The organism is Massilia sp. AB1 (assembly GCF_018119385.1).
In the GTDB taxonomy this organism is placed as follows: Bacteria; Pseudomonadota; Gammaproteobacteria; order Burkholderiales; family Burkholderiaceae_D; genus Telluria.
The window spans coordinates 35,465-54,305 of record NZ_JAGKSG010000030.1; the positions used below are offsets into that span (position 1 = coordinate 35,465).

General features: G+C 66.2%; 24 protein-coding genes. 11 read left to right on the forward strand and 13 right to left on the reverse strand.

The window, feature by feature from the left end; all coding sequences use genetic code 11:
- Positions 1-62: 62 nt before the first annotated feature.
- The gene (cls, locus tag J8847_RS16830; RefSeq protein ID WP_211525861.1) at positions 63-1,451 is read right to left on the reverse strand and encodes a cardiolipin synthase; all 1,389 of its coding nucleotides are present in this window, start codon (positions 1,449-1,451) and stop codon (positions 63-65) included.
- Positions 1,448-3,571 carry a site-specific recombinase gene (locus J8847_RS16835; RefSeq protein WP_211525862.1) on the reverse strand — a complete coding sequence of 708 codons (2,124 nt, stop codon included), beginning with the start codon at positions 3,569-3,571 and terminating at the stop codon, positions 1,448-1,450. Before J8847_RS16835 ends, cls begins: the two co-directional genes overlap by 4 nt.
- Positions 3,572-3,733: 162 nt before the next feature.
- Here J8847_RS16835 and J8847_RS16840 point away from each other — a divergent pair, with 162 nt between their 5' ends.
- Entirely contained in the window at positions 3,734-4,570 is an 837-nt protein-coding gene (locus J8847_RS16840; RefSeq protein WP_211525863.1) for a branched-chain amino acid aminotransferase, read from the forward strand.
- Here the strand turns inward: J8847_RS16840 and J8847_RS16845 are convergent.
- The 5 genes from J8847_RS16845 to J8847_RS16865 form a co-directional block, all read right to left on the reverse strand.
- Positions 4,543-5,151: an NUDIX domain-containing protein gene (locus J8847_RS16845; RefSeq protein ID WP_211525864.1), complete on the reverse strand. Its 609-nt coding sequence runs from the start codon at positions 5,149-5,151 to the stop codon at positions 4,543-4,545. The two genes, J8847_RS16840 and J8847_RS16845, sit on opposite strands and share 28 nt — an antisense overlap.
- A 173-nt stretch (positions 5,152-5,324) precedes the next feature.
- On the reverse strand, positions 5,325-5,993 hold the full coding sequence (locus tag J8847_RS16850) for an OmpA family protein (protein WP_211525865.1): 669 nt from the start codon (positions 5,991-5,993) through the stop codon (positions 5,325-5,327).
- Positions 5,994-6,100: 107 nt separating this feature from the next.
- The gene (locus J8847_RS16855) at positions 6,101-6,247 is read right to left on the reverse strand and encodes a lmo0937 family membrane protein (protein ID WP_020652694.1); all 147 of its coding nucleotides are present in this window, start codon (positions 6,245-6,247) and stop codon (positions 6,101-6,103) included.
- Between the two features lie 90 nt (positions 6,248-6,337).
- Complete coding sequence (locus J8847_RS16860) at positions 6,338-6,562, reverse strand: hypothetical protein (protein ID WP_211525866.1); 225 nt, start codon at positions 6,560-6,562, stop codon at positions 6,338-6,340.
- Between the two features lie 192 nt (positions 6,563-6,754).
- Positions 6,755-7,522 carry a glycine zipper 2TM domain-containing protein gene (locus J8847_RS16865; protein ID WP_211525867.1) on the reverse strand — a complete coding sequence of 256 codons (768 nt, stop codon included), beginning with the start codon at positions 7,520-7,522 and terminating at the stop codon, positions 6,755-6,757.
- Positions 7,523-7,727: 205 nt separating this feature from the next.
- Here J8847_RS16865 and J8847_RS16870 point away from each other — a divergent pair, with 205 nt between their 5' ends.
- A complete protein-coding gene (locus J8847_RS16870; RefSeq protein WP_211525868.1) occupies positions 7,728-8,456 on the forward strand; it encodes a Crp/Fnr family transcriptional regulator in 729 nt (242 codons plus the stop codon).
- A gap of 105 nt (positions 8,457-8,561) precedes the next feature.
- On the opposite strand, the gene J8847_RS16875 is transcribed toward J8847_RS16870, so the two are convergent.
- The 3 genes from J8847_RS16875 to J8847_RS16885 all read right to left on the reverse strand — a co-directional run bounded on the left by J8847_RS16875 (position 8,562) and on the right by J8847_RS16885 (position 11,328).
- On the reverse strand, positions 8,562-8,783 hold the full coding sequence (locus J8847_RS16875) for a glycine zipper 2TM domain-containing protein (protein ID WP_211525869.1): 222 nt from the start codon (positions 8,781-8,783) through the stop codon (positions 8,562-8,564).
- 23 nt (positions 8,784-8,806) lie between these two features.
- Positions 8,807-9,118, reverse strand: coding sequence for a BON domain-containing protein (locus tag J8847_RS16880; protein ID WP_229429611.1), 312 nt, complete (start codon positions 9,116-9,118; stop codon positions 8,807-8,809).
- Between the two features lie 131 nt (positions 9,119-9,249).
- Complete coding sequence (locus J8847_RS16885) at positions 9,250-11,328, reverse strand: AsmA family protein (protein WP_211525871.1); 2,079 nt, start codon at positions 11,326-11,328, stop codon at positions 9,250-9,252.
- Positions 11,329-11,521: 193 nt separating this feature from the next.
- Between J8847_RS16885 and J8847_RS16890 the strand changes: the two genes are divergently transcribed.
- The 6 genes from J8847_RS16890 to J8847_RS16915 all read left to right on the forward strand — a co-directional run bounded on the left by J8847_RS16890 (position 11,522) and on the right by J8847_RS16915 (position 14,849).
- A complete protein-coding gene (locus J8847_RS16890) occupies positions 11,522-11,986 on the forward strand; it encodes a DUF4398 domain-containing protein (protein ID WP_211525872.1) in 465 nt (154 codons plus the stop codon).
- Between the two features lie 64 nt (positions 11,987-12,050).
- Positions 12,051-13,004 carry an OmpA family protein gene (locus tag J8847_RS16895; protein ID WP_229512928.1) on the forward strand — a complete coding sequence of 318 codons (954 nt, stop codon included), beginning with the start codon at positions 12,051-12,053 and terminating at the stop codon, positions 13,002-13,004.
- An 89-nt stretch (positions 13,005-13,093) separates the two neighbouring features.
- A complete protein-coding gene (locus J8847_RS16900; RefSeq protein WP_211525873.1) occupies positions 13,094-13,627 on the forward strand; it encodes a bacterioferritin in 534 nt (177 codons plus the stop codon).
- Positions 13,628-13,757: 130 nt separating this feature from the next.
- Positions 13,758-14,030 (forward strand): YqjD family protein, encoded by a 273-nt coding sequence (locus J8847_RS16905; RefSeq protein ID WP_373888772.1) that lies wholly within the window; start codon positions 13,758-13,760, stop codon positions 14,028-14,030.
- An 18-nt stretch (positions 14,031-14,048) separates the two neighbouring features.
- Positions 14,049-14,435, forward strand: coding sequence for a phage holin family protein (locus tag J8847_RS16910; protein WP_229512936.1), 387 nt, complete (start codon positions 14,049-14,051; stop codon positions 14,433-14,435).
- Between the two features lie 24 nt (positions 14,436-14,459).
- Positions 14,460-14,849, forward strand: coding sequence for a hypothetical protein (locus J8847_RS16915; protein WP_211525875.1), 390 nt, complete (start codon positions 14,460-14,462; stop codon positions 14,847-14,849).
- Between the two features lie 390 nt (positions 14,850-15,239).
- Here the strand turns inward: J8847_RS16915 and J8847_RS16920 are convergent, their stop codons facing one another.
- Genes J8847_RS16920 through J8847_RS16930 form a run of 3 tightly spaced genes read right to left on the reverse strand, consistent with a single transcriptional unit; the run spans position 15,240 to position 16,349 of the window.
- Positions 15,240-15,647 carry a hypothetical protein gene (locus J8847_RS16920; protein WP_211525876.1) on the reverse strand — a complete coding sequence of 136 codons (408 nt, stop codon included), beginning with the start codon at positions 15,645-15,647 and terminating at the stop codon, positions 15,240-15,242.
- 49 nt (positions 15,648-15,696) lie between these two features.
- The gene (locus tag J8847_RS16925) at positions 15,697-15,849 is read right to left on the reverse strand and encodes a DUF3309 family protein (protein ID WP_211525877.1); all 153 of its coding nucleotides are present in this window, start codon (positions 15,847-15,849) and stop codon (positions 15,697-15,699) included.
- A 23-nt stretch (positions 15,850-15,872) separates the two neighbouring features.
- Complete coding sequence (locus tag J8847_RS16930; RefSeq protein ID WP_211525878.1) at positions 15,873-16,349, reverse strand: glycine zipper 2TM domain-containing protein; 477 nt, start codon at positions 16,347-16,349, stop codon at positions 15,873-15,875.
- A 193-nt stretch (positions 16,350-16,542) separates the two neighbouring features.
- Here J8847_RS16930 and J8847_RS16935 point away from each other — a divergent pair, with 193 nt between their 5' ends.
- From J8847_RS16935 to J8847_RS16945, 3 genes are all read left to right on the forward strand, one after another.
- Positions 16,543-17,094 carry a hypothetical protein gene (locus J8847_RS16935; protein WP_211525879.1) on the forward strand — a complete coding sequence of 184 codons (552 nt, stop codon included), beginning with the start codon at positions 16,543-16,545 and terminating at the stop codon, positions 17,092-17,094.
- Positions 17,095-17,179: 85 nt separating this feature from the next.
- Positions 17,180-17,503: a BON domain-containing protein gene (locus J8847_RS16940; protein ID WP_211525880.1), complete on the forward strand. Its 324-nt coding sequence runs from the start codon at positions 17,180-17,182 to the stop codon at positions 17,501-17,503.
- Between the two features lie 45 nt (positions 17,504-17,548).
- Positions 17,549-18,805 (forward strand): AI-2E family transporter, encoded by a 1,257-nt coding sequence (locus J8847_RS16945; protein ID WP_211525881.1) that lies wholly within the window; start codon positions 17,549-17,551, stop codon positions 18,803-18,805.
- Positions 18,806-18,841 lie beyond the last annotated feature (36 nt).

The window sequence follows — 18,841 nt, forward strand, 5'->3', positions numbered from 1 at the left end:
ATCAGCTGACGAGTCGGCAAGTCGGCAAGTCGCCAGTCGTAATCAGTCAAGTCATACGGAACTTAGATCCAGTACTCGGTCAGCCGCGACAGCATCTCCCGAATGCGGTCCGTCCACGGCCGTCGCCGCCACTGCTCGAGGGTCACTTCCTTCGAGTCGCGCAGGTCTTCGTTGAACGCGCTTTCCATGTCGCGTCCGAAGGCCGGGTCGAGCACGACCACATTCACCTCGTAGTTATGAATAAAGCTGCGCCGGTCGATATTGGCCGAACCGATGGTCGACCACATGCTGTCGATGACGGCCGTCTTCGCGTGCAGCACCGCCACCTGCAGCTGGTAGATGCGCACGCCTCCCTTCAGCAGCTGGTCGTAGAAGGATTGGCCCGCGTACTTGATGAAGTCGTGGTCCGAGACGCCCGGCAGCACCAGCTTCACATCCGCTCCCCGCTTGGCGGCGCCGATCAGCGCGTCCACCGTCTGCTGGTCCGGCACGAAATAGGCCGAGGTGATGTGGACCGACTTCTTGGCCTCGTTGATGGCCAGCAGCAGCGCCTTGTAGATCTCGGAATCGCGCTCAGGCGTGGTGGCCAGCACCCGCACCACCTTGTCGCCCGCGGGCGCCAGGCGGGGGAAGTAATCCACCTGGGGCAGCTCGCCCGCCTCCTGGCTCACCCAGTTGTCGATAAAGGCATACTGCAGGGCAGCCACCGCCGGGCCTTCGATGCGGATGTGGGTATCGCGCCAGCCCACCTTGTTGGCGTCGGCGGTACTGGCCTTCATGCGCGAGCGGAACAGCGAGCTGTTGGCATAGGTCTCGCTGATGTTGATCCCGCCCGTGAAGGCGACCTTGCCGTCGACCACCATGATCTTGCGGTGGTCGCGGTTGTTCAGCTGCCACTTGCCCGGACGCTGGGCCGGGTTCACCGGGTTGAAGATCAGGACGTTGAGCCCGCCCGCACGCAGGTGTTCAAAAAATTCCTTGGGCGTGGCCAGGGTGCCGACGCCGTCGGCGATGATGTTCACCACCACGCCCTGGCGCCGCTTCTCGATCAGGAGCTCGGCGAACTCCAGGCCCACCGGGTCGCGGTCGAAGATATAGGTTTCGAGGTTGATCGAGGTGGTGGCGGCGCGCGCCGCGTCCATCATGGCGCGGATCGTGGCCGGGCCGTCGAACAGCAGGTCGACCCTGTTGCCGGCGATGAGAGGCACGCCGGTGGCCTGTTCCTCGAGCACCGCCAGCTGCTTGAGGTCGGGCGTGGCGTTGGCCCAGCGGCGCGCCAGCAGGGCGGACGCTTTCTTCTTGTCGAGGGCGCCGCGCGGCGTGGCGACGGTCGGGGTCGCCTTCGCGGGCTGGTCGGGCAGGCGGTCGGCGTCGGGCAGGGTCTTGCACGAGGCGACCACGCACACGAAGGCGAGGAAGGCGGCCCATGCGCTGATGCGGTACTTGTTCATTTCGTTCCCCTCAGGGTATGCGGGTCGGGCGGCGGCAAGGTCTGGAACTTGGGGCCGATGAAGAACTCGACCGGCGAATACGCGAAGCGCCGGCCGAGGGCGCGCAGCAGCAGGATGCCGCGCTTGAAACGGATCTTGCGGGCCCGCAGGGCCACCCACAGCGCCAGGCCGAAGCTCACCAGCAGGTTGGCGGCGCCGATCAGGAACACGCCCAGCGCGGCGTTGCCCAGCTGCGCAGGCGTCAGGTCGTAGTCCAGTCCTACCAGCGCGGTGGCGACGTTGGCGGTCGAGAAGGTGATGTGGCGGATGTCGAGCGGCAGGCCGAGCAGGTAGCCCACGGTGCCGGTGGTGCCGAGCAGGATGCCGAAGAAGAAGTTACCCATCAGGCCGCCGAGATTGTCCTCGACATACTGGGCGAAGCGCCCCAGGCGCTCGGCGCCCAGCACGCGCCGCAGTCCGCGCAGCTGGCGCACGCGCTGGCCCATGCGCGTGTACAAGGCCTTGTTGTCGTAGTAGCCCGAGATCAGGCCGGCCACGAACAGCCAGACCCCGGCGATCGCGGCATAGAACACGGCCGGGCTGTGGATCGGGTCGACGTCGGCCAGCAGGTGGTGGGCCTTGTCCGGGCTCACCAGGTGGTGGCCGGTGAACCATACCCAGGCCTCGGCCAGCGCCCAGGCCACGGGGAAGGCGAGCAGCACGTTGCCCAGCACGGCCACCATCTGGGTGCGGAATACCTTGTTGACCAGCTCGGCCATGCGGTCGACGTCGACCCCGCGCCCGTTCTCGGCGCGGTGCAGCGAGGCGGCGATGCGCTGGGCGGTCATGGCCGGCTGCTTGGTGGCGATGGTGAAGCGCAGGATGTGCACCAGCACGAAGCCGAGCGAATAATTCATCGAGAACAGGAAGGCTTCGACCAGCGGGGCACTGCGCAGGGTGCCCAGCAGGATCTTGAACATGGCCATGAAGCCGACGATGAAGCCGGCTCCGCTCGCCGCCCAGAACATGTGGCGCAGTTCCCTGCGGCTTTCGGCGATGTAGTGCTCGCCGGTGCGGCTGGCGTTCTCGGTCACGTTGCGCGCCAGCAGGTCGACGTTGTCGCGCAGCAGGCCGCGGATGCGGTACTTGGTGTTGTGGGCCTCGATCAGTTCCTGGGCCAGGTCGACCGCCGCCAGGCGCCGGTCGCTCACCACGGGTTCGGCCGGGCGCGCTGCACTGGTCGCGAGGGCGTCCAGGTCCAGGGTCGGCGCGGACGGCAGTTCCCCGCTTACGTCCACCAGGTAGAGCAGCTTGTGCAGGCGCTCCAGGCTCTGGTGCAGGGCCACCAGCAGGTAGGTGAGGGCGACGCTGGTGCCGGACGAAAGGGCGCCGCGGCGGATCTTGGCCACCACCTCCTCGCACTGGTCGAGCATCACCAGCAGGTGGCGCGCATCCTCGGGCTGTTCGATCTGGCCCTCGAGGTAGCGGCCGTACTCATCGAGGTAGCGGTTGACCTCGATGTTCTGCATCAGGAAGGGCGAGTCGAAATCCTCGATCTCGCTGTAGCTGTGCACCAGGCGCGGCTCCAGGCCCAGCGCGCAGATGCGGCAGGACAGGGTGCGGATCGCATCCAGCAGGCCCATGATGGTGACCAGGCGCGCGCGGTCCGGACTCGCCGGTGCGCCGCCGCGCTCTTCGGGCGGGGGGGCGTCGGCGACCACGTCGAACAGCTCCAGCCAGTCGGCGGTGGGCACTTCGCGGATCCATTCGTAGTCGTCCTCGCGGTACAGCACCTGGTCCAGGGCGTCCGATAAATACAGGTCGTCGAGCGCGGGCGGCAGGAAACGGTAGGTGACGCGGCGCTTCAGTTCGGTGACGAAGCCGTCGTTCGAGAGGATCCCGATGTCGCTGTACAGGCTGGTATGGCGGCGGCGCTCGAGCAGGGTCGTGACGTAGCGGCGCAGCGCCCAGGCCTGCGCGGGATTACCCTTGAGCAGCTGGGTCAGGGTGCGCACGTTCTTCGCCGGATCGTCCGGCCGCTGCCACAGCCAGCGCTGGCGCGGACGCAGCTGGCAGACCAGCTGCACCAGCAGGTCGATATCGCCACTGTCCGGATCGATCTGTTCGAGAATAGCTAGCATGGAAAACAACATTGTCGGAAAGCCTCAGTGTACGCGAGGCAGGCGGTCGGCATGGTTCGGAAACGAACAGTAAGCCGACTGTACTGACGGATGCCATCCGACTGGACGCGAGAGCGCCGAAGCCGATACACTGGACTGATTTTGTTACCAATCGGGAAGAACATGTACCTGACTTACTTCAACGGCCAATGGGCCGAAGGCAACACTCCTCTGTACGGCGCGATGGACCACAGCCTGTGGCTGGGCTCCTCGGTCTTCGACGGCGCGCGCGCCATCCGCGGCAAGCTGCCGGACCTGCGTCCGCACCTGGAGCGCGTGATCGCCTCCAGCGAGAAGCTGGGCCTGCGCTGCCCGCTGAGCGTGGACGAGATGGAGAAACTGGTGCGTGAAGGCGTGACCAAGTTCCCGGCGGACGCCGAGCTCTACATCCGCCCGCTGGTCTTCGGTTCCGAGGGCTTCCTGATCCCGGTGGCGGAAAAGAGCCAGTTCGCCCTGACCCTGTTCGACGCGCCGCTGCCGCCCTTCGCAGGTTTTTCGGCCTGCCTGTCGACCCTGCACCGTCCGCAGCCGACCATGGCGCCGACCGACGCCAAGGCCTCGGCCCTGTACGCCAACTCCACCCGCGCCATGCGCGAGGCCAAGGAGCGCGGCTTCGACCAGGCGATCATGCTGGACGCCGCCGGCGCCGTGGCGGAATTTGCGTCCTCCAACCTGTTCCTGGTTACCGAAGACGGCAAGGTCGTGACCCCGGCCCTGAACGGCACCTTCCTGGCGGGCATCACCCGTGCGCGCGTGATCGCGCTGCTGGCGCAGGAAGGCGTGCAGGTCGAAGAGCGCATCGTCAAGCCGGAAGAACTGGAAACGGCGCGCGAGATCTTCAGCACCGGCAATTATGGCAAGGTGACGCCGTGCACGCGCTACGAGAGCCGCTCGCTGGAAGCGGGTCCGGTGGCGCGCCGCGCCCGCGAACTCTACCTGGCGTTCACCGAGGCGTCCTGAGTTCCTCTCAGGTTCTCACGTAAGGCCTGCAGCAGGATGACGGTCTTGGCGTCGCAGATGCCGCCGTCCCGCACCTGCCGCAGGGCCTGGTCGACGTCCATTTCGAGGACTTCGATGTCCTCGCCTTCGTCTTCTTCTCCGCCGCCTTCCTCTTTCTTGTCGGCCTTGGTGTACTCGCCCAGGAAGTAGTGCACCTGCTCCGTCAATGAACTGGGGCTGGCGAACAGGGTCATCAGCTTGCGCAGCTTGCGCGCTTCGTAACCGGTTTCCTCCATCAGCTCGGCGCGGATGCGGTCTTCGGGACTGGCGTCGTCGAGTATGCCGGCCGGCACTTCGATCATGAAGCCGTCGTGGCCCGCCAGTCGCGCGCCGGGGCGGAACTGGCGTGTCAGCAGCACGGTGCGGCGCTCCGGATCGTAGAGCAGCACGGCCACGCCCGAAGCGCTGGCATAGACTTCGCGCGTCTGGCGCTGCCAGCTGCCATTCTTGCGGCGCTGTTCGTAGGTGAGGTTCTTGAGCTGGAAGTAGTTGTTCGAGAGGATGTCTTCCTTGATGATGCGGATGGGGTCGTCGGTGGACATGCTGGCTCCTCGTAGATGTAGGTCGAGGATACCCGGAGGGGAGGGAGGCCCGCGCACCGTTTCGTCTTCCATCAGTCCGCAACCCCGGAACGACGGTTTCACAGCTAGCAGAAATAAAAAAGCTGCCGGCTTTCACCGGCAGCTTTCCCACATCACGATGCAACAGACGCTAATCAGCCCTGCGCACGCTCCGCCACATAGATCTCGACACGGCGATTGCGCGCACGTCCCGACGCATCGTTATTCGACGCGATCGGCTCGCGCTCGCCGCGGCCTTCGATGGTGATGCGGTTCGGGTTCACGCCGCGGGCCGACAGGTAGTCGCGGGTGCGCGCCGCGCGGTCGACCGACAGCGGCTGGTTGATGTCCGGGGTGCCGGTGCTGTCGGTGTGGCCGATGATGGTCACGGTGGTCGCCGGATTTTCCTGCAGGGTCTGGGCGAAGCGCTCCAGCACCGGCTGGAAGTTGGACTTGATGTCCGAACGGCCGGTGTCGAACGAGACGTCGCTCGGGATTTCCAGCTTCAGGCGGTTGTCCTGGGTCTGGGTAACCTGCACGCCGGTGCCGCGGGTCGCCTGTTCCATCTGCTGCTTCTGCGCTTCCATGCGCTTGGACCAGATGTTGCCGATCACTGCGCCGGCTGCGCCGCCGATCACCGCGCCGCGGGTCGCACGGCCGCTGCCGCCGCCGCTGGTGGTGCCGCCGATGATGGCGCCCAGGCCCGCGCCGATGCCGGCGCCGGTGGCGGTGCCACGCTGGGTGGCGCTCATGTCGGCGCAGCCGCTGGCGGTCAGGGCCACGAGGGCGGCGGCGACTGCCGATTTGGTCAGTTTGCTATGCATAGAAATCTCCTCAAAATAAAATCCGTTTCGGAGTCGCGCCCGTTCCAGGCACGACCGCGAAACGGATTGGTCCTACAAAAACAGCGCATCACTACGTGATGCACTCACTATATGCCGCGCCCGCTGATCAGTCGCACCAGAATCATGATCACGGCCACAACCAGCAGAATGTGGATGAAGCCGCCGATGGTGTACGACGTCACCAGGCCAAGCAGCCACAGGACGATGAGGATAACGGCGATGGTGTAGAGCATAATGGCCTCCTTGACAGAGTGTTTCGCGCTGATTGCGCTGTGATTCCAGTATGCTTTTCGCCGTACTCGAGCACCGTACGATGGCGTACATTAAACGCAACTTTTCTCCGTGCGCAAGCCGGGGATCCATCCCATCAGCCCCATCAGCCCAGTCACGCCGATCAGGCAGGTCAGCATGCCGCCCGCCACCAGGAACACCACATCCTGCGGCTGCAGCGAACCGCTGGCTGCCGAAGGCGGTTCGGCCGAGAACAGGCCAAAGCCGGTGAGTACCACTCCCCAGATGATGATGCCGATCCATGCGAGACTGTTCATATGGCTTCCCCTTCGATGGTTTAGTTTCCACACCGCCACTTTGTTTCAGCGTGGATCCATTTTCGGGGTAGCTCATCCATTCTTCCGTGCGCTGCCGCACATTGTCATTTAGAAAGTTTTGGCCGGCATCCTCGCGGAAAACCGGCCATGTGCTAGCCATGCGGCTTGGGTGTATATCGTGGGCGCGGCGGTTCAGGCCACCGAACGCAGGCGGCCCTTGACGATGCGCACGCGGTCGCCCGAGCGCCATTGCGGCGGGCTGCTCTGGCGGAAGGTGCGCAGGGTGCCGTCGTCCAGGCGTACCCGGATTTCATAGCTGGTGGTGGCCTTCATATTGCCTTCGACCTGGTTGCCGACCACGGCGCCGCCCACTGCGCCGGCCACGGTCGCGATCTTGCGTCCGCTGCCGTCGCCGATCTGGTTGCCCAGCAGGCCGCCCAGCACGGCGCCGCCGGCCGCGCCCAGGCCGCTGCCTTCGGCGCGCTGCTTGATGGTGCGGACCGATTCGACGTTGCCGCAGTTCGAGCACCAGTTGCGGCCGTTGTCGGCGGCGGCCACCTGGGTGGCTTTCTTGTGGACCGTCTTGCTCGCCGGTTCAGGATCGTCCCTCACAACGACCGGCTGGGGCTGCTGCACATACGCCTGCGGGGCCGGCTGGGCCGGGTAGACCACGCCCGGCTGTGCCTGCGGCGCATAGCCCTGGACCATGCCGGCCTGCTGTGCAGGAGCCATCGGCACCACGCCAGGGGCCGGTTGCGGCGCGCCCTGCGGCAGCGTGGCGGCCAGGGCCGCGCGGTCGGCTTCGCTCAGCTGGCGGTTGGCGTTGCCGCCGATGGAAGAGGGGATCCAGCCCATGATCGCCGCGGTGCCTACCATGCAGAACAGCAGGACGGCGAGCGCGGCCAGGATCATCAAAGGGTGGAGGCGGCCTTTCACAGGCGAGTTCGGTATGTTGTTCATGTCTTGTCCTTTCCGTTGATCCATGAGGCGGCGCCGGCGCGGCGCAGCTTGCCCATTCGAGCAAACATTGTCGCTAGGAACGAACTGCGCTTCCGTGCGTCACCGTACATACTCGCTCGGGACGCGCCGTTACGCTGGCCTAAATTGTTTGCAAATGTATCCGACACGTCGCCAGGCAGCCATGAAATCCCATCACGAGGACACGATGAATTTTGCTGTGCCCCCGCAGCTCGCCGGGCACCACAGCAACCTGTTGCTGGCGGCCTTGCCGCCGCAGGATCTGGCGCAACTCCTGCCCTCGCTCGACCCGGTGAGGGTCGAGGTCGGCGAGGTGCTGTGTGAAGCGGGCGACCCGATTCAGTACATCTATTTCCCGCACGATTGCCTGATCTCCCTGCTGGGCGTGGCCGAGGGGCGCATGACCCTGGAAGTAGGCCAGGTCGGGCGCGAAGGCATGCTCGGCGCTACCGTGGCGCTAGGGCACGACACCACCCAGGTGCGCGCGATCGTGCAGCGCGCGGGCAGCGCCAGCCGCATGGACAGCGCCCGTTTCCACGAGGAAGTGGCGCGCAATCCGGCGCTGCAGCGGGTGCTCTACCGCTACACCGACCAGCTGCTGGCGCAGGCGATCCAGATCGCCGTGTGCAGCCGTTTCCACGTGCTGGAAGCGCGCCTGGCGCGTTCCCTGCTGGTCACGCGCGACCGCCTGCAGTCGAGCAAGTTCCACCTGACGCACGAGTTCCTGGCCCACGCGCTCGGGGTGCGGCGCGTCGGCGTGACCAAGGCGGCCAGCGCCCTGCAGCAGCAGGGACTGATCAACTACAGCCGCGGCAACATCGAGATCCTCGATCCGGAAGGACTGGCGGCGGCGTCCTGCACCTGCTACGAGATCGTCAAGGAAGCGGGCGCGCTGCCGGTGCACAGTTTCATGTAGCGGACAGCAATGTGGTCAGTTCGTCATTAACATTCGCTTACAAAAAAGACAAACGCCCGGGCAAGCCGGGCGTTTGTCTGTCGGTGTCGGTGCTGCTTGTCGTGCTTAGTTGGTCTTCTTGACCTGGTTGCCGATCACGCCGCCCACTGCTGCGCCGCCGACGGTGCCTGCAGCGCTGCCGCCGGTCAGTGCGCCGCCGATGACCGCGCCGGCGCCGGCGCCGATGGCGGTGTTCTTGTCCTGCTGCGACATGCCCGAGCAGCCAACCAGGCCCACGGCAGCGGTAGCCAGCGATGCGGTAACGATGAGTTGTTTGATGGTTTTCATGGTGGATCTCCTATCGGTGGGTTCTATTTCAGACGCAGGTCATTCCTGACCGACTTCACGCCTTTTACGGTACGGGCAACCGTCGCAGCAGTCGCCACGCTCTCCGCCGAGCTGACGAATCCGCTCAGCTGGACGACGCCTTGATAGGTCTCGACATTGATTTCGGAGGCCTTCAGTTCCGGATCCCCCACCAGCGCCGCCTTCACCCCTGCCGTGATCGCCGCGTCGTCGACGATCTCGGCGACGCCGCGTCCCGGCGCGGTGGAAGCGCACCCGGCCAGGCTTCCCAGGACCAGGCAGGCCAGCAGGGCAGTGGTGGAGCCGAGGTGCTGCATGCTGCGGTTTCCGTTCATTCCAGCTTTCAATGTTCGATGACTTGACGCCAGCATATTCCTGCGCACGATTCTGATCTGTTCGGCAACACACCGATGCGGCACAGTTCGCTAGTCGGTGCGCGCCATCCTCCTTAGCGACGCTGGACCTTGCCCGGCGGCGGAGCGGTCGGCTTCTCCTTGGCCTGGGCCACCAGGCGGGCGCAATCGCTGTCCTCGCCCGGGCCGGCGTTAATCAGGGGCAGCAGGGCCGCCACCGGCGCCGCCGCCGCGGCCAGCGCTGCCGCGCCGCCGGCTTTCAGGGCCAGCACCTTCTTGTCGATCGACACGTCCGGCTTCTTGAACGGGCCGCGCACGTAGAGCGGGGCGCGAAGCGAGAAGATGCGCAGGGCCTTGGTCTGCGGGTTGACGCGCAGGTCGAGCTGCTCGCCGGCCAGGTTGATGGCGCCGTCCACCGTGATCAGGGCTTCCTCGGTATCGATCACGAAACTGCGGGTCTTGGCGATGCCGCTGGTGACGGCGAAGTCGGCCGCCACGCAATTGAGCTGGACCTGCTTGTCGCCAAACAGCTTGGTGAGGATGATGTTGCCGACGTTCAGGCCAGCCATTTCCAGCAGCATCTTGCTCACCGTTCCACGATCGACCAGGGCCTTCAGCTCGCCGTTCGAGCCGGCCAGCAAGCTGGCCACCGAATTACCGACCGCAGACAGCTGGGCGTCGCCATTGATCTGGCCCACCGTCGCCTGCTGGATCTGCTCGACCTGGGGGAACAGCTGCTTGATCTGGATCTTGCGCGCCGCGACCTTGGCGGTGGCCTTGATCGCGTTCTTGCCTTCGCGGCCGCGGCCGTCCAGGCGGATGTTGGAGCGCACCGTGCCGCCCGCCATGCCGAACTCGAGCGGCTCCAGGCTCAGCACCGCGTTCTGCATCTTGAGGTGGGTCGAGAGCTTGCTGATCGGCAGGGCCTTGTCGCGGATGACGCGGTCGGCGGCGAAGCGCACGTCGGCGTCGAGCACGTTCCAGCGCTCGGTCTTGAATTCCTCGACCGGCAGCACCTTGCCCTCGGGCTGCAGGGTCTCGGCATTGCGCTCCTGCTTGGCCTTGTTGGAGTCGGCGCCGATCAGCGGGGCCAGGTCGGCGAACACCAGCTGTTTCGAACGCACGTTGCCCGACAGCTTGGGGCGCTCGCCGCCGGTGACGTATTCGAGCCGGCCGCCGATGTCGCTCGAGCCCACCTTGCCCTTGAAGTCCTCATACACCCAGCGCTTGCTGTCTTCGCTGAGCGTGCCGGTCAGGTGCCCCGAGGTCGAGAACGAGCCGGTGGTCGGCAGCAGCACCTTGGTGAAGTAGTACAGCTGGTCCATGCTGGGACCCGCCAGGTCGAGCTTGAGGTCGAGCGCCGCCAGCCTGGCCGGGCGCGTCACCGTGCCTTCGACGGCGATGCGCGTCTTGCCGGAGCGCATATCGGCCTGGATGGGGTATGGCGTGCTCTGCTGCTTGAGCGAGAGCACCGCGCCGGCCTTGCCGCCGCCTTTCACGGGCGCGCCGTTGTAGGTGCCGCTCAGGGTCCAGCCGACGCCGTATTTCGGATCCTTGTCGAGGGTGCGCACCTGGGCCGTGACATCGGCCTTGGTGACCGCGTCCTTGATGTGCACGACGCCGTCGGTCAGCACCACGCGCTCGAGGTCGAGCTTCCAGCGCGATTTCTCCTGGTTGCGCTTGAAGGTCCAGTTGTTGTGGGTTTCGTCGGTGCGCAGCAGGTCCACGCGCGGCGAGTCGAAGCGCAGCAGCGGAATGTGGATGGTCTTGTCCAGCAGCGCGAATGGATTGAGCGAGAACGAGAACTGGCGTACGCTGGCCATGTCGCGCACCGGCAGGTTCGCCGGATTGCCCACGTACACATCGTCGGCGTAGAGGTAGGGCCAGGGGATGTGGTCGCGCCAGGTGCGCTCGGCCGGGGCCATGTTCTTGGCCGGACGTTCCCATTCGACCTCGAGGTCGCCGCGGATGGCGAAGGGACGGTCGATCGCATCGCTGACCCGGGTGTTGATCCAGGGCCGCGCGCGGTTCCAGTCGAAGGTGAGGATGAAGATAATGGCCAGCACGGGCAGCGCGATGACGATGCCCAGGATGGTCAAGAGGATCTTTTTCTTGCTTTTGTGCTTGCGGCCGGCCTCGGAGTTCGTGGCCGCCGGCGTCGGCATGTCGGCCATGGCGGTCCTTCCTGTCAGGGATTGTTGGGCCGAGCGTAGCGCAAGCCGAAGCGTATTGATGTGCGGTGCCGCACCCATCGCGGAAGGCCCCCGCCGCAGGGCCTTCGCTGGGGCAATGTGCGCCAGCGAACCGAGCGATTCCGATAACAGGTTTATAACCTTGTCTAAATCATCTTCACCCCAGGAGACTGTGATGGACAAGACTCATCCAATGCAACATCTGGCCCGTCTCGGCTGCCTGTGCGCCGTCCTGGCGCTCACCGCTTGCGCCAGCGAACAGAAGGCGCCCGCGACCGCCGACGTGGCGGTGTCGCGCAATGCCGTTGAAAACGCCGTCGCCGCCGGCGCCGCCGAACTGGCTCCCGAGGAAGTCTCGGCTGCGCGTTCGAAGATGCTGCGCGCTAACCAGGCGCTGGCAGCCAAGGACTACAAGCTGGCGCGCGAACTGGCGATCCAGGCCCAGGCCGACGCCAAGCTGGCCCAGAGCAAGGCCCGCTCGGCCAAGGCCAACGCCACCGCCAACCAGCTGAACGAAGACCTGCGCGTGCTGCGCGAGGAAGTCGACCGCGCCAATGCCGGCAGCACCCAGATGGGCAGCAGCCAGACGGGCACGACCCAGCAGCCGCAGCCGGCGCCGCAGCCGCAGCAGCAACAGTAAGCGTCCAGCCGCGAGCGCCCGGCCACGCGAGGCCGGCGCGCCGGCCACCCATGCGTCCGCGCCCATGGCGCCCGAACAAGAAGAGGACCAGACCATGAACAACCGCAAGCCCGTGATCTCGATGCTGGCCGCCGCCGTCCTGGCCGTTGCCTGCGCCAGCGCCCCGGTGACCACCCCGACCCTCGACCAGGCGCGCGCCGATTTCGTCGCCGCCAACAACAATCCGCAGATTTCGACCTACGCGCCGCTCGAATTCAAGCAGGCCAGCGACGCGCTCGACCAGGCCAACGCCGCCGCCGCGCGCCGCGAGAGCCTGAACGACATCGACCGCCTGGCCTACCTGGCCAAGCAGAAGATCGCCACCGCCCAGGAGATCGCCAAGGCCAAGGCTGCCGAGGCCGACATCGCCAACGCCGGGCGCGAACGCGACGCCGTGCGCCTGGAAGCCCGCACCGCCGAGGCCGAGCGCGCCAGGCGCGAAGCCGAGGCCGCCCAGGCCCAGGCCGCCTCCGCCCAGCAGCAGGCTGCCGCCGCCCAGGCCCAGGCCCAGGCGGCCCAGCAGCAGAACGCGGCGCTGGCCCAGCGCGCGGCCCAGCTCGAAGCCTTGCTGGTGGAACTGCATGCCGTCAAGACCGAGCGCGGCTACGTGGTGACGATCGGCGACGTGCTGTTCGGCACCGACAAGTCCAGCCTGACGCCGAACGGCATGTCGACCCTGCGCAAGCTGGCCGACGTGATGGCGCAGAACCCGAACCGTACCGTGCTGGTCGAAGGGTTTACCGACAGTGTCGGCAGCGAGACCTATAACCTGGAGCTGGCGCAGCGCCGCGCCAACGCCGTGGCCACCGCTCTCGGCCAGCTGGGCGTGCCGCGCGAGCGGATCGCGATGCGCGCCTATGGCGAAGCCTTCCCGGTGGCGCCGAACGACACCGCCGGCAATCGCCAGCTGAACCGCCGGGTGGAGATCGTGCTGTCGAACGAGGGCGCGCAGATTCCGCCGCGCGCGGCAGGGCGCTGAGACGGCCGCCCGGGACCGCCCGGGCACGCACTGGCACGCTTTCGCCGCCGGCTTTTACCCTACGTTTTTTCGTCATGTAAGGATTCACTATGGAACAGAAGACCAACCTGGCGCACGGCTTCGACATCGCGGCGATCCGCCGCGCCGCGGCCAACCTCGACGACGGCGCCGTCACCGAGGGCTACCAGGCCGACCGCGAAGCGGTCATCGCGATGCTCAACGACGCGCTGGCCACCGAGCTGCTGTGCGTGCTGCGCTACAAGCGCCACTACTACACGGTGAGCGGCCCCAACACCGGCCACATCAAGGCCGAGTTCCTCGAGCACGCCCAGCAGGAGCAGGACCATGCCGACCGCATCGCCGAGCGCATCGTCCAGCTGAACGGCTCGCCGAACTTCAACCCGGCCACGCTGACCTCGCGCAGCCACGCCGAGTACGACGAATCCGAGGACGTGCAGGCCATGATCCGCGCCGACCTGATCGCCGAGCGGGTGGCGATCGAGTCCTACCGCCAGATGATCGCCACCATCGGCGACAAGGACCCGACCACGGTCAAGATGCTCACCGACATCATGGCGATCGAGGAGGAGCACGCCGACGACATGCGCGACCTGCTGTCCTGAAGCGGGCCGGCCAACCATCAACACCTATCACAACGACACAAAGGAGTAGATCATGCACCACACACACCGCTCTTCCAGCAACGACAGCCTGCATCCGATCAGCGGCGCCACCTACGCCACCCAGTCCGACATGAAGGCGCTGGTGCGCGATGCGCAGTCGATGCTGACGGCGGCGGCCAACCTGACCGGCGAGAAGGCCGACGAGCTGCGCCACCGCGGCATGGAAATGCTGGACCGCGCGCTGGGCAAGGCCAGCACCATGCAGGGGCAGGCCGTGGAACGCAGCAAGGAACTGGCGCACGAGGCCGATGTCTACGTGAAGGACAACCCATGGCGCACCATGGCCGTCGCGGCCGGCGTCGGCATCCTGCTCGGTGTGCTGCTTAGCCGCAATTCCAAATAATCCGCGCCGGGGGCTGCCATGGAAAAAAACGATACCGTAGTGCACAACCCCGGCCTCATGGGCGGGATCTCCAGCCTGGGCAAGAGCATCTTCGGCCTGCTCGTCTCGCGCGTGGAACTGGCCGCGCTCGAGCTGTCCGAAGTGCGCAACCACGTGATCGAGCTGGTGGCGATCTTCGCCGTCGCCGTGCTCTCGATCTGGTTCGCCGTCGCCTACGGCACGGCCATGGTGGTGGCGCTGGCCTGGGATGCCATGGGCTGGAAGATCCTGTTGATTATGTTCGTCATTTTTCTTCTCGTCACTGCGGTGCTGGTGGCGAAGGGACTGTCCATGCTGAAGCAAAACAAGCTGGCTCTCCCTGCGACCATGAAGGAACTGAAGAACGACCGCGACATGCTGCTCTAAGCGGCGACACGATGGGGAGGAATCATGCACAATCATGACGGAACGACTGGTTTGGCGGGTCACAAGCATAGCCTGGACCCGGTAGCCCGCAAGCAGGAGCTGCTGCGCGAAGGGGAATTCTTCCGGGCCGGCGTGGCGCATGCGAAAGCGCACATCCGGCACGCGGCACGGCCCGAGGTGATGCTGCATTCGGCGATCGACCACGCCACCTGGGCCCTGCGTGCACGCGCCGACGCGCTGCTCAAGCCGACGGGCACCAATGTGTCGGTGTTGATGCCGTACGCGCTGGCCGTGGTGAATTTCGTCCGCCAGCGCCGGCTGGGCAAGCCGGCGGCGGGCGCGGTGCTGGCAGTGGGGGCGCTGGGCTGGTATCTGAATCGCAGGAAGGCGCGGCAACAGCAGCTGGCCCACTAGCCGGCACTGGGCTGCACGACAAGAAGCACAAGAAGCCTGTCACGAATATGGTGGGGCTTGAGCGGCGTCTCAATCGGGGATTGGACGCCGTCTTTTTTTGTGCAGCATGGATGGCGGCCAATGCGCGCGCCGACTGTCAACAAGGAACGGAGGAGCAGGGTTGGCGGCTTCGCCGCCGACGCGTTCAAACTGCGTCGACAATCCGCCGATGAGAGAGACGTTGAGAATCACTGCGTCGGCGGCGTAGCCGCCAACCCTAGGTGTCCAGGCGAACATGGTGGCGTTGGATCGGGGGAGAGAGAAGAGGGGACGCGCTCGCGGCGCGGAGCTGCCTGGCCGGCCGCCAAGACGGCCGGCTCCAGCCGGCGATGTGTGCCTGTCAGTCCTGGCTCACTGCTCCTGGTCCAGCTGCGCCTTGGCCTGGGCCATGTCCTGCTGCCAGGTTGCGCGCGCTTCCTTCATGCAGGCGCTGCGTTCGGCGGCGGGGCGCTTCTTGCACGCGTTCTGCGCTTCCTGCAGCGCGGCGCCGATTTCCTTCTGCAGCGTCTTCATCTTTGCCTGGCGGGTCGGATCGTCGCGGTACCAGCGCGCCGGATCGCCTTGCGCGATCTCGCGCGCCTGCTGCCGTGCGACGGTCGGATTCACCGCGGCATCGGTGTTGCGTACGGCGGCCTCGGCGCCCGCCTGGGGCTGGGCCTGTTCCTTCGCCGGTTCCTGTACTTGCGCCTGCGCCGCGAGCGCAGCGATGCCGAGCGCGCAGGCGCAAACGCCGCGCACCAGGCGGTTCATGTGTTCCATGCTTGCCTCCAGCTTCAATATCCGGCGCACGCGGCGCCGGCCGGTCAGACTACAGCCATCCGGTCAGCAGCAGGACGACCAGCACGATCACCAGCACGCCGGTCACCCCAACCGGGCCATATCCCCAGCTTCGACTGTGGCTCCAGGTCGGCAGTACGCCGACCAGGGCCACCAGCAGGATGACGAGCAGAAGCGCGCCCATCGCTGCCTACCGCCTGCAGCCGATCAGTAGCGATAGACGCGACCGTCGACCATGCGAACCCGATTACCGACGCGCAGGTCATACACGCTGTCCTGGGTCACGGTGCGGTATTCGCCGTTGTCCATGCGGATGTTGATTTGGTATAGCTCCTGGCCGGTCGCGTTGCGGTTGCCTTCGACGCGGTTGCCGATCGCAGCGCCGGCGACACCGCCGGCCACGGTGGCGGCGGTACGGCCGCTGCCGCTGCCGACCTGGTTGCCGGCCAGGGCGCCGACCACGCCGCCCAGCAGCGCGCCGGCGCCGCTGGTGCGGCCGTCGGCCCGGGTCACCTGGATCGATTCGATGGTGCCGTAGCCCATGTTGGCATTGTCGTAGCGGCCATTGGCGTAGCCGCCGCTGGCATAACCGTCGTTGTACGGCTGGGGATTATTGCTGGCGCAGCCAGTGAGCAGGGCGCCAGTGGCGACGACGACGGCGGCGAGGGTGCGGGTAGCTTTCATGTTGTTCTCCTGACAAAAGTATGAGCTCAGATTAGCCATGTGGACATAGGGGGTCTGTGCGGTGCCGCACCCACCTTTCGAGGCAGCCGGGCCGAACTGTTGTGTCCTGTCGAATGTGTTCGATACCGAACAGAAAACGCTGGGCGCGACGTGTACAACGTGGGTTAGCGTGTTGACAAATGGAGAAGAAAAAATGAAAACCTCGCATGCGCTTTTGCTGCTCGGCGCCGCCCTCGGTTGGGCCGGACACAGCCGTGCGCAACAGCCGGTGCCGGATGCGAAAACGGCTTACGAGCAGGCACGCGAATCCGCCGCGGCGAACTACAAAGCGGCGCGCGCCAAGTGCGACCTGATCGCCGGCAATCCGCATGACCTGTGCGTGGCCGAAGCGCGCGCGGCGCGCGTCCGTGTCGACGAAGAAGCGGGCGCCGCCTACAAGAACACCCTGGCCGCCTATACCAAGGCGCGGATGCGCATCGCCTCGGCCAACTACGACCGCGACAAGGTGCGCTGCGCCGGCCTGGCGGGCAACGACCGCGACGTGTGCATGGAGCAGGCCAAGGCCGTGCTGGTGGCGGCCCAGGCCGACGCCAAGGCCGACCGCAAGACCATCGAGGCGCGCCTCGATGCGCGTGAAGACAAGATTGCCGCCGAATACAGGGTGGCGCTGGAAAAATGCGACGCCTTCGCCGGCGCCGCCAAGGACCAGTGCGTGAACGCCGCGAAAGCCGCCTTCGGTAAATAAGACCCCGCGCGCCGGCCGGCGCCGGTGCTGCACAACCCGCCCGACAGGGCACAGCTGTATCTCTGACCACTAACAAGGAGCCATCATGAAAATCGCACAACGCCTCATCACCGCCGCCTTCACCGCCGCCGTCGCCATCACCGCTGCCGGCTGCGCATCGAACAGCTCGGACAACACCGCCAAGACCGCCGGCGAATACGTCGACGACGCCGTCATCACCACCAAGGTGAAGGCAGCCCTGGCCGCCGACCCGAACGTGAAGGCGACCGAGGTGAACGTCGAGACCTACAAGGGCGACGTCCAGCTGTCGGGCTTCGTGGCCCAGCCGGGCGATGCACAGCGCGCCGTGGAGATCGCGCGTGGCGTGAAAGGCGTGACTTCGGTCAAAAACGACATCCGTGTGAAATAATAGTGGGTCACCGGGGCGGCCCGGTTCATTGTTCAGGCGTTTTCCATGCAGCTAGCTAAATCCGATCCGGCGTCCCCGACGCCGGCCCCCTTGCCGGCCCCCACGCCTGACGAAGCCGCCCCGGACGCACATCCCGACGGCCAGCAGCCTCCTCATGCCGAGGAGGACCTGGCCCTCCACGCCGGCGGCCTGCGCCTCCCGGTGCACGTCAATGCCCGCGGCCTGTCGCTGGGCATCCTGGCGACCATCGCCTGCGTGTTCGCCCTGCAATGGGCGCAGAAATTCTTCGTGCCGCTGCTGCTCGGCATCCTGATCGCCTACACCCTGAATCCGGTCGTGCTCTGGTTCGAGCGCATGCATGTGCGCCGCATCGTCGGGGCCACCCTGGTCACCGCCGTGATCGTCGCCTTGATGGCGGGCACCATCTACCGGCTGCAGGACGAATTCTTCAACATCATCGACGAGCTGCCGACGCTCACCCACAAGATCACCAAGATCCTGACCAACAACCCGGGCGGCCAGCGCTCGACCATCCAGCAGGTCCAGGCGGCCGCGGCCGAGATCGAACGCGCCGCCAACAATGTCGGCAGCGATACGCGCCGCGCGGCGCCCAAGCGCCAGAGCCAGCTGCCGGCGGCTGCGGCCGGTTCGAATATCCGCGTGATGGACTGGGTGCTGGCCGGCTCGGTCGGCCTGGCGACCTTCCTGTCGCAGGCGACCATGGTGGTGTTCCTGGTGTTCTTCCTGCTGCTGGCGGGGGATACCTTCAAGCGCAAGCTGGTCAAGCTGACCGGGCCGTCGCTGACGCGCAAGAAAGTGACCGTGCACATCCTGGACGACATCAACACCTCGATCCAGAACTACATGTTCATGCTGCTCGTCACCAACGTGCTGCTGGCCTTGCTGATGTGGGGCGCGCTGCGCGCGATCGGGCTGGAAAACGCCGGCGCCTGGGCCGCCTTCTCGGGCGTGGCCCACCTGATGCCTTACTTCGGGCCGCTCCTGATCACGGCCGCCACCGGCATGGTGGCCTTCCTGCAATTCGAATCGCTGCGCATGGTGATCCTGGTGGCCGGCGCCTCGCTGGGCATCGCGACCCTGGTCGGCATGGTGGTCGCCACCTGGATGACGGGCAAGATCGCCAAGATGAACCCGGCCGCCGTGTTCGTCAGCCTGCTGTTCTGGGGCTGGCTGTGGGGCGTCTGGGGCTTGCTGCTGGGGGTGCCGGTGGTGATGGTGCTGAAGGTGGTGGCCGAGCGGGTCGAAGGCATGGAGTGGCTGGCCGAGCTGCTGGGCGAATAGGCGCGCCTGACGCGCCACGCTGCCCGGCCATCCGTT

Coding starts and splice junctions, on each gene's coding strand:
- J8847_RS16860 (WP_211525866.1), bottom strand. CDS start 6,562: ATGAACAGTCTCGCATGGATCGGCATCATCATCTGGGGAGTGGTACTC.
- J8847_RS16865 (WP_211525867.1), bottom strand. CDS start 7,522: ATGAACAACATACCGAACTCGCCTGTGAAAGGCCGCCTCCACCCTTTG.
- J8847_RS16835 (WP_211525862.1), bottom strand. CDS start 3,571: ATGCTAGCTATTCTCGAACAGATCGATCCGGACAGTGGCGATATCGAC.
- J8847_RS16900 (WP_211525873.1), top strand. CDS start 13,094: ATGGAACAGAAGACCAACCTGGCGCACGGCTTCGACATCGCGGCGATC.
- J8847_RS16940 (WP_211525880.1), top strand. CDS start 17,180: ATGAAAATCGCACAACGCCTCATCACCGCCGCCTTCACCGCCGCCGTC.
- J8847_RS16875 (WP_211525869.1), bottom strand. CDS start 8,783: ATGAAAACCATCAAACAACTCATCGTTACCGCATCGCTGGCTACCGCT.
- J8847_RS16885 (WP_211525871.1), bottom strand. CDS start 11,328: ATGGCCGACATGCCGACGCCGGCGGCCACGAACTCCGAGGCCGGCCGC.
- J8847_RS16840 (WP_211525863.1), top strand. CDS start 3,734: ATGTACCTGACTTACTTCAACGGCCAATGGGCCGAAGGCAACACTCCT.
- J8847_RS16930 (WP_211525878.1), bottom strand. CDS start 16,349: ATGAAAGCTACCCGCACCCTCGCCGCCGTCGTCGTCGCCACTGGCGCC.
- J8847_RS16915 (WP_211525875.1), top strand. CDS start 14,460: ATGCACAATCATGACGGAACGACTGGTTTGGCGGGTCACAAGCATAGC.
- J8847_RS16850 (WP_211525865.1), bottom strand. CDS start 5,993: ATGCATAGCAAACTGACCAAATCGGCAGTCGCCGCCGCCCTCGTGGCC.
- J8847_RS16895 (WP_229512928.1), top strand. CDS start 12,051: ATGGCGCCCGAACAAGAAGAGGACCAGACCATGAACAACCGCAAGCCC.
- J8847_RS16855 (WP_020652694.1), bottom strand. CDS start 6,247: ATGCTCTACACCATCGCCGTTATCCTCATCGTCCTGTGGCTGCTTGGC.
- J8847_RS16845 (WP_211525864.1), bottom strand. CDS start 5,151: ATGTCCACCGACGACCCCATCCGCATCATCAAGGAAGACATCCTCTCG.
- J8847_RS16905 (WP_373888772.1), top strand. CDS start 13,758: ATGAAGGCGCTGGTGCGCGATGCGCAGTCGATGCTGACGGCGGCGGCC.
- J8847_RS16925 (WP_211525877.1), bottom strand. CDS start 15,849: ATGGGCGCGCTTCTGCTCGTCATCCTGCTGGTGGCCCTGGTCGGCGTA.
- J8847_RS16880 (WP_229429611.1), bottom strand. CDS start 9,118: ATGCAGCACCTCGGCTCCACCACTGCCCTGCTGGCCTGCCTGGTCCTG.
- J8847_RS16935 (WP_211525879.1), top strand. CDS start 16,543: ATGAAAACCTCGCATGCGCTTTTGCTGCTCGGCGCCGCCCTCGGTTGG.
- J8847_RS16945 (WP_211525881.1), top strand. CDS start 17,549: ATGCAGCTAGCTAAATCCGATCCGGCGTCCCCGACGCCGGCCCCCTTG.
- J8847_RS16910 (WP_229512936.1), top strand. CDS start 14,049: ATGGAAAAAAACGATACCGTAGTGCACAACCCCGGCCTCATGGGCGGG.
- cls (WP_211525861.1), bottom strand. CDS start 1,451: ATGAACAAGTACCGCATCAGCGCATGGGCCGCCTTCCTCGCCTTCGTG.
- J8847_RS16890 (WP_211525872.1), top strand. CDS start 11,522: ATGGACAAGACTCATCCAATGCAACATCTGGCCCGTCTCGGCTGCCTG.
- J8847_RS16870 (WP_211525868.1), top strand. CDS start 7,728: ATGAATTTTGCTGTGCCCCCGCAGCTCGCCGGGCACCACAGCAACCTG.
- J8847_RS16920 (WP_211525876.1), bottom strand. CDS start 15,647: ATGGAACACATGAACCGCCTGGTGCGCGGCGTTTGCGCCTGCGCGCTC.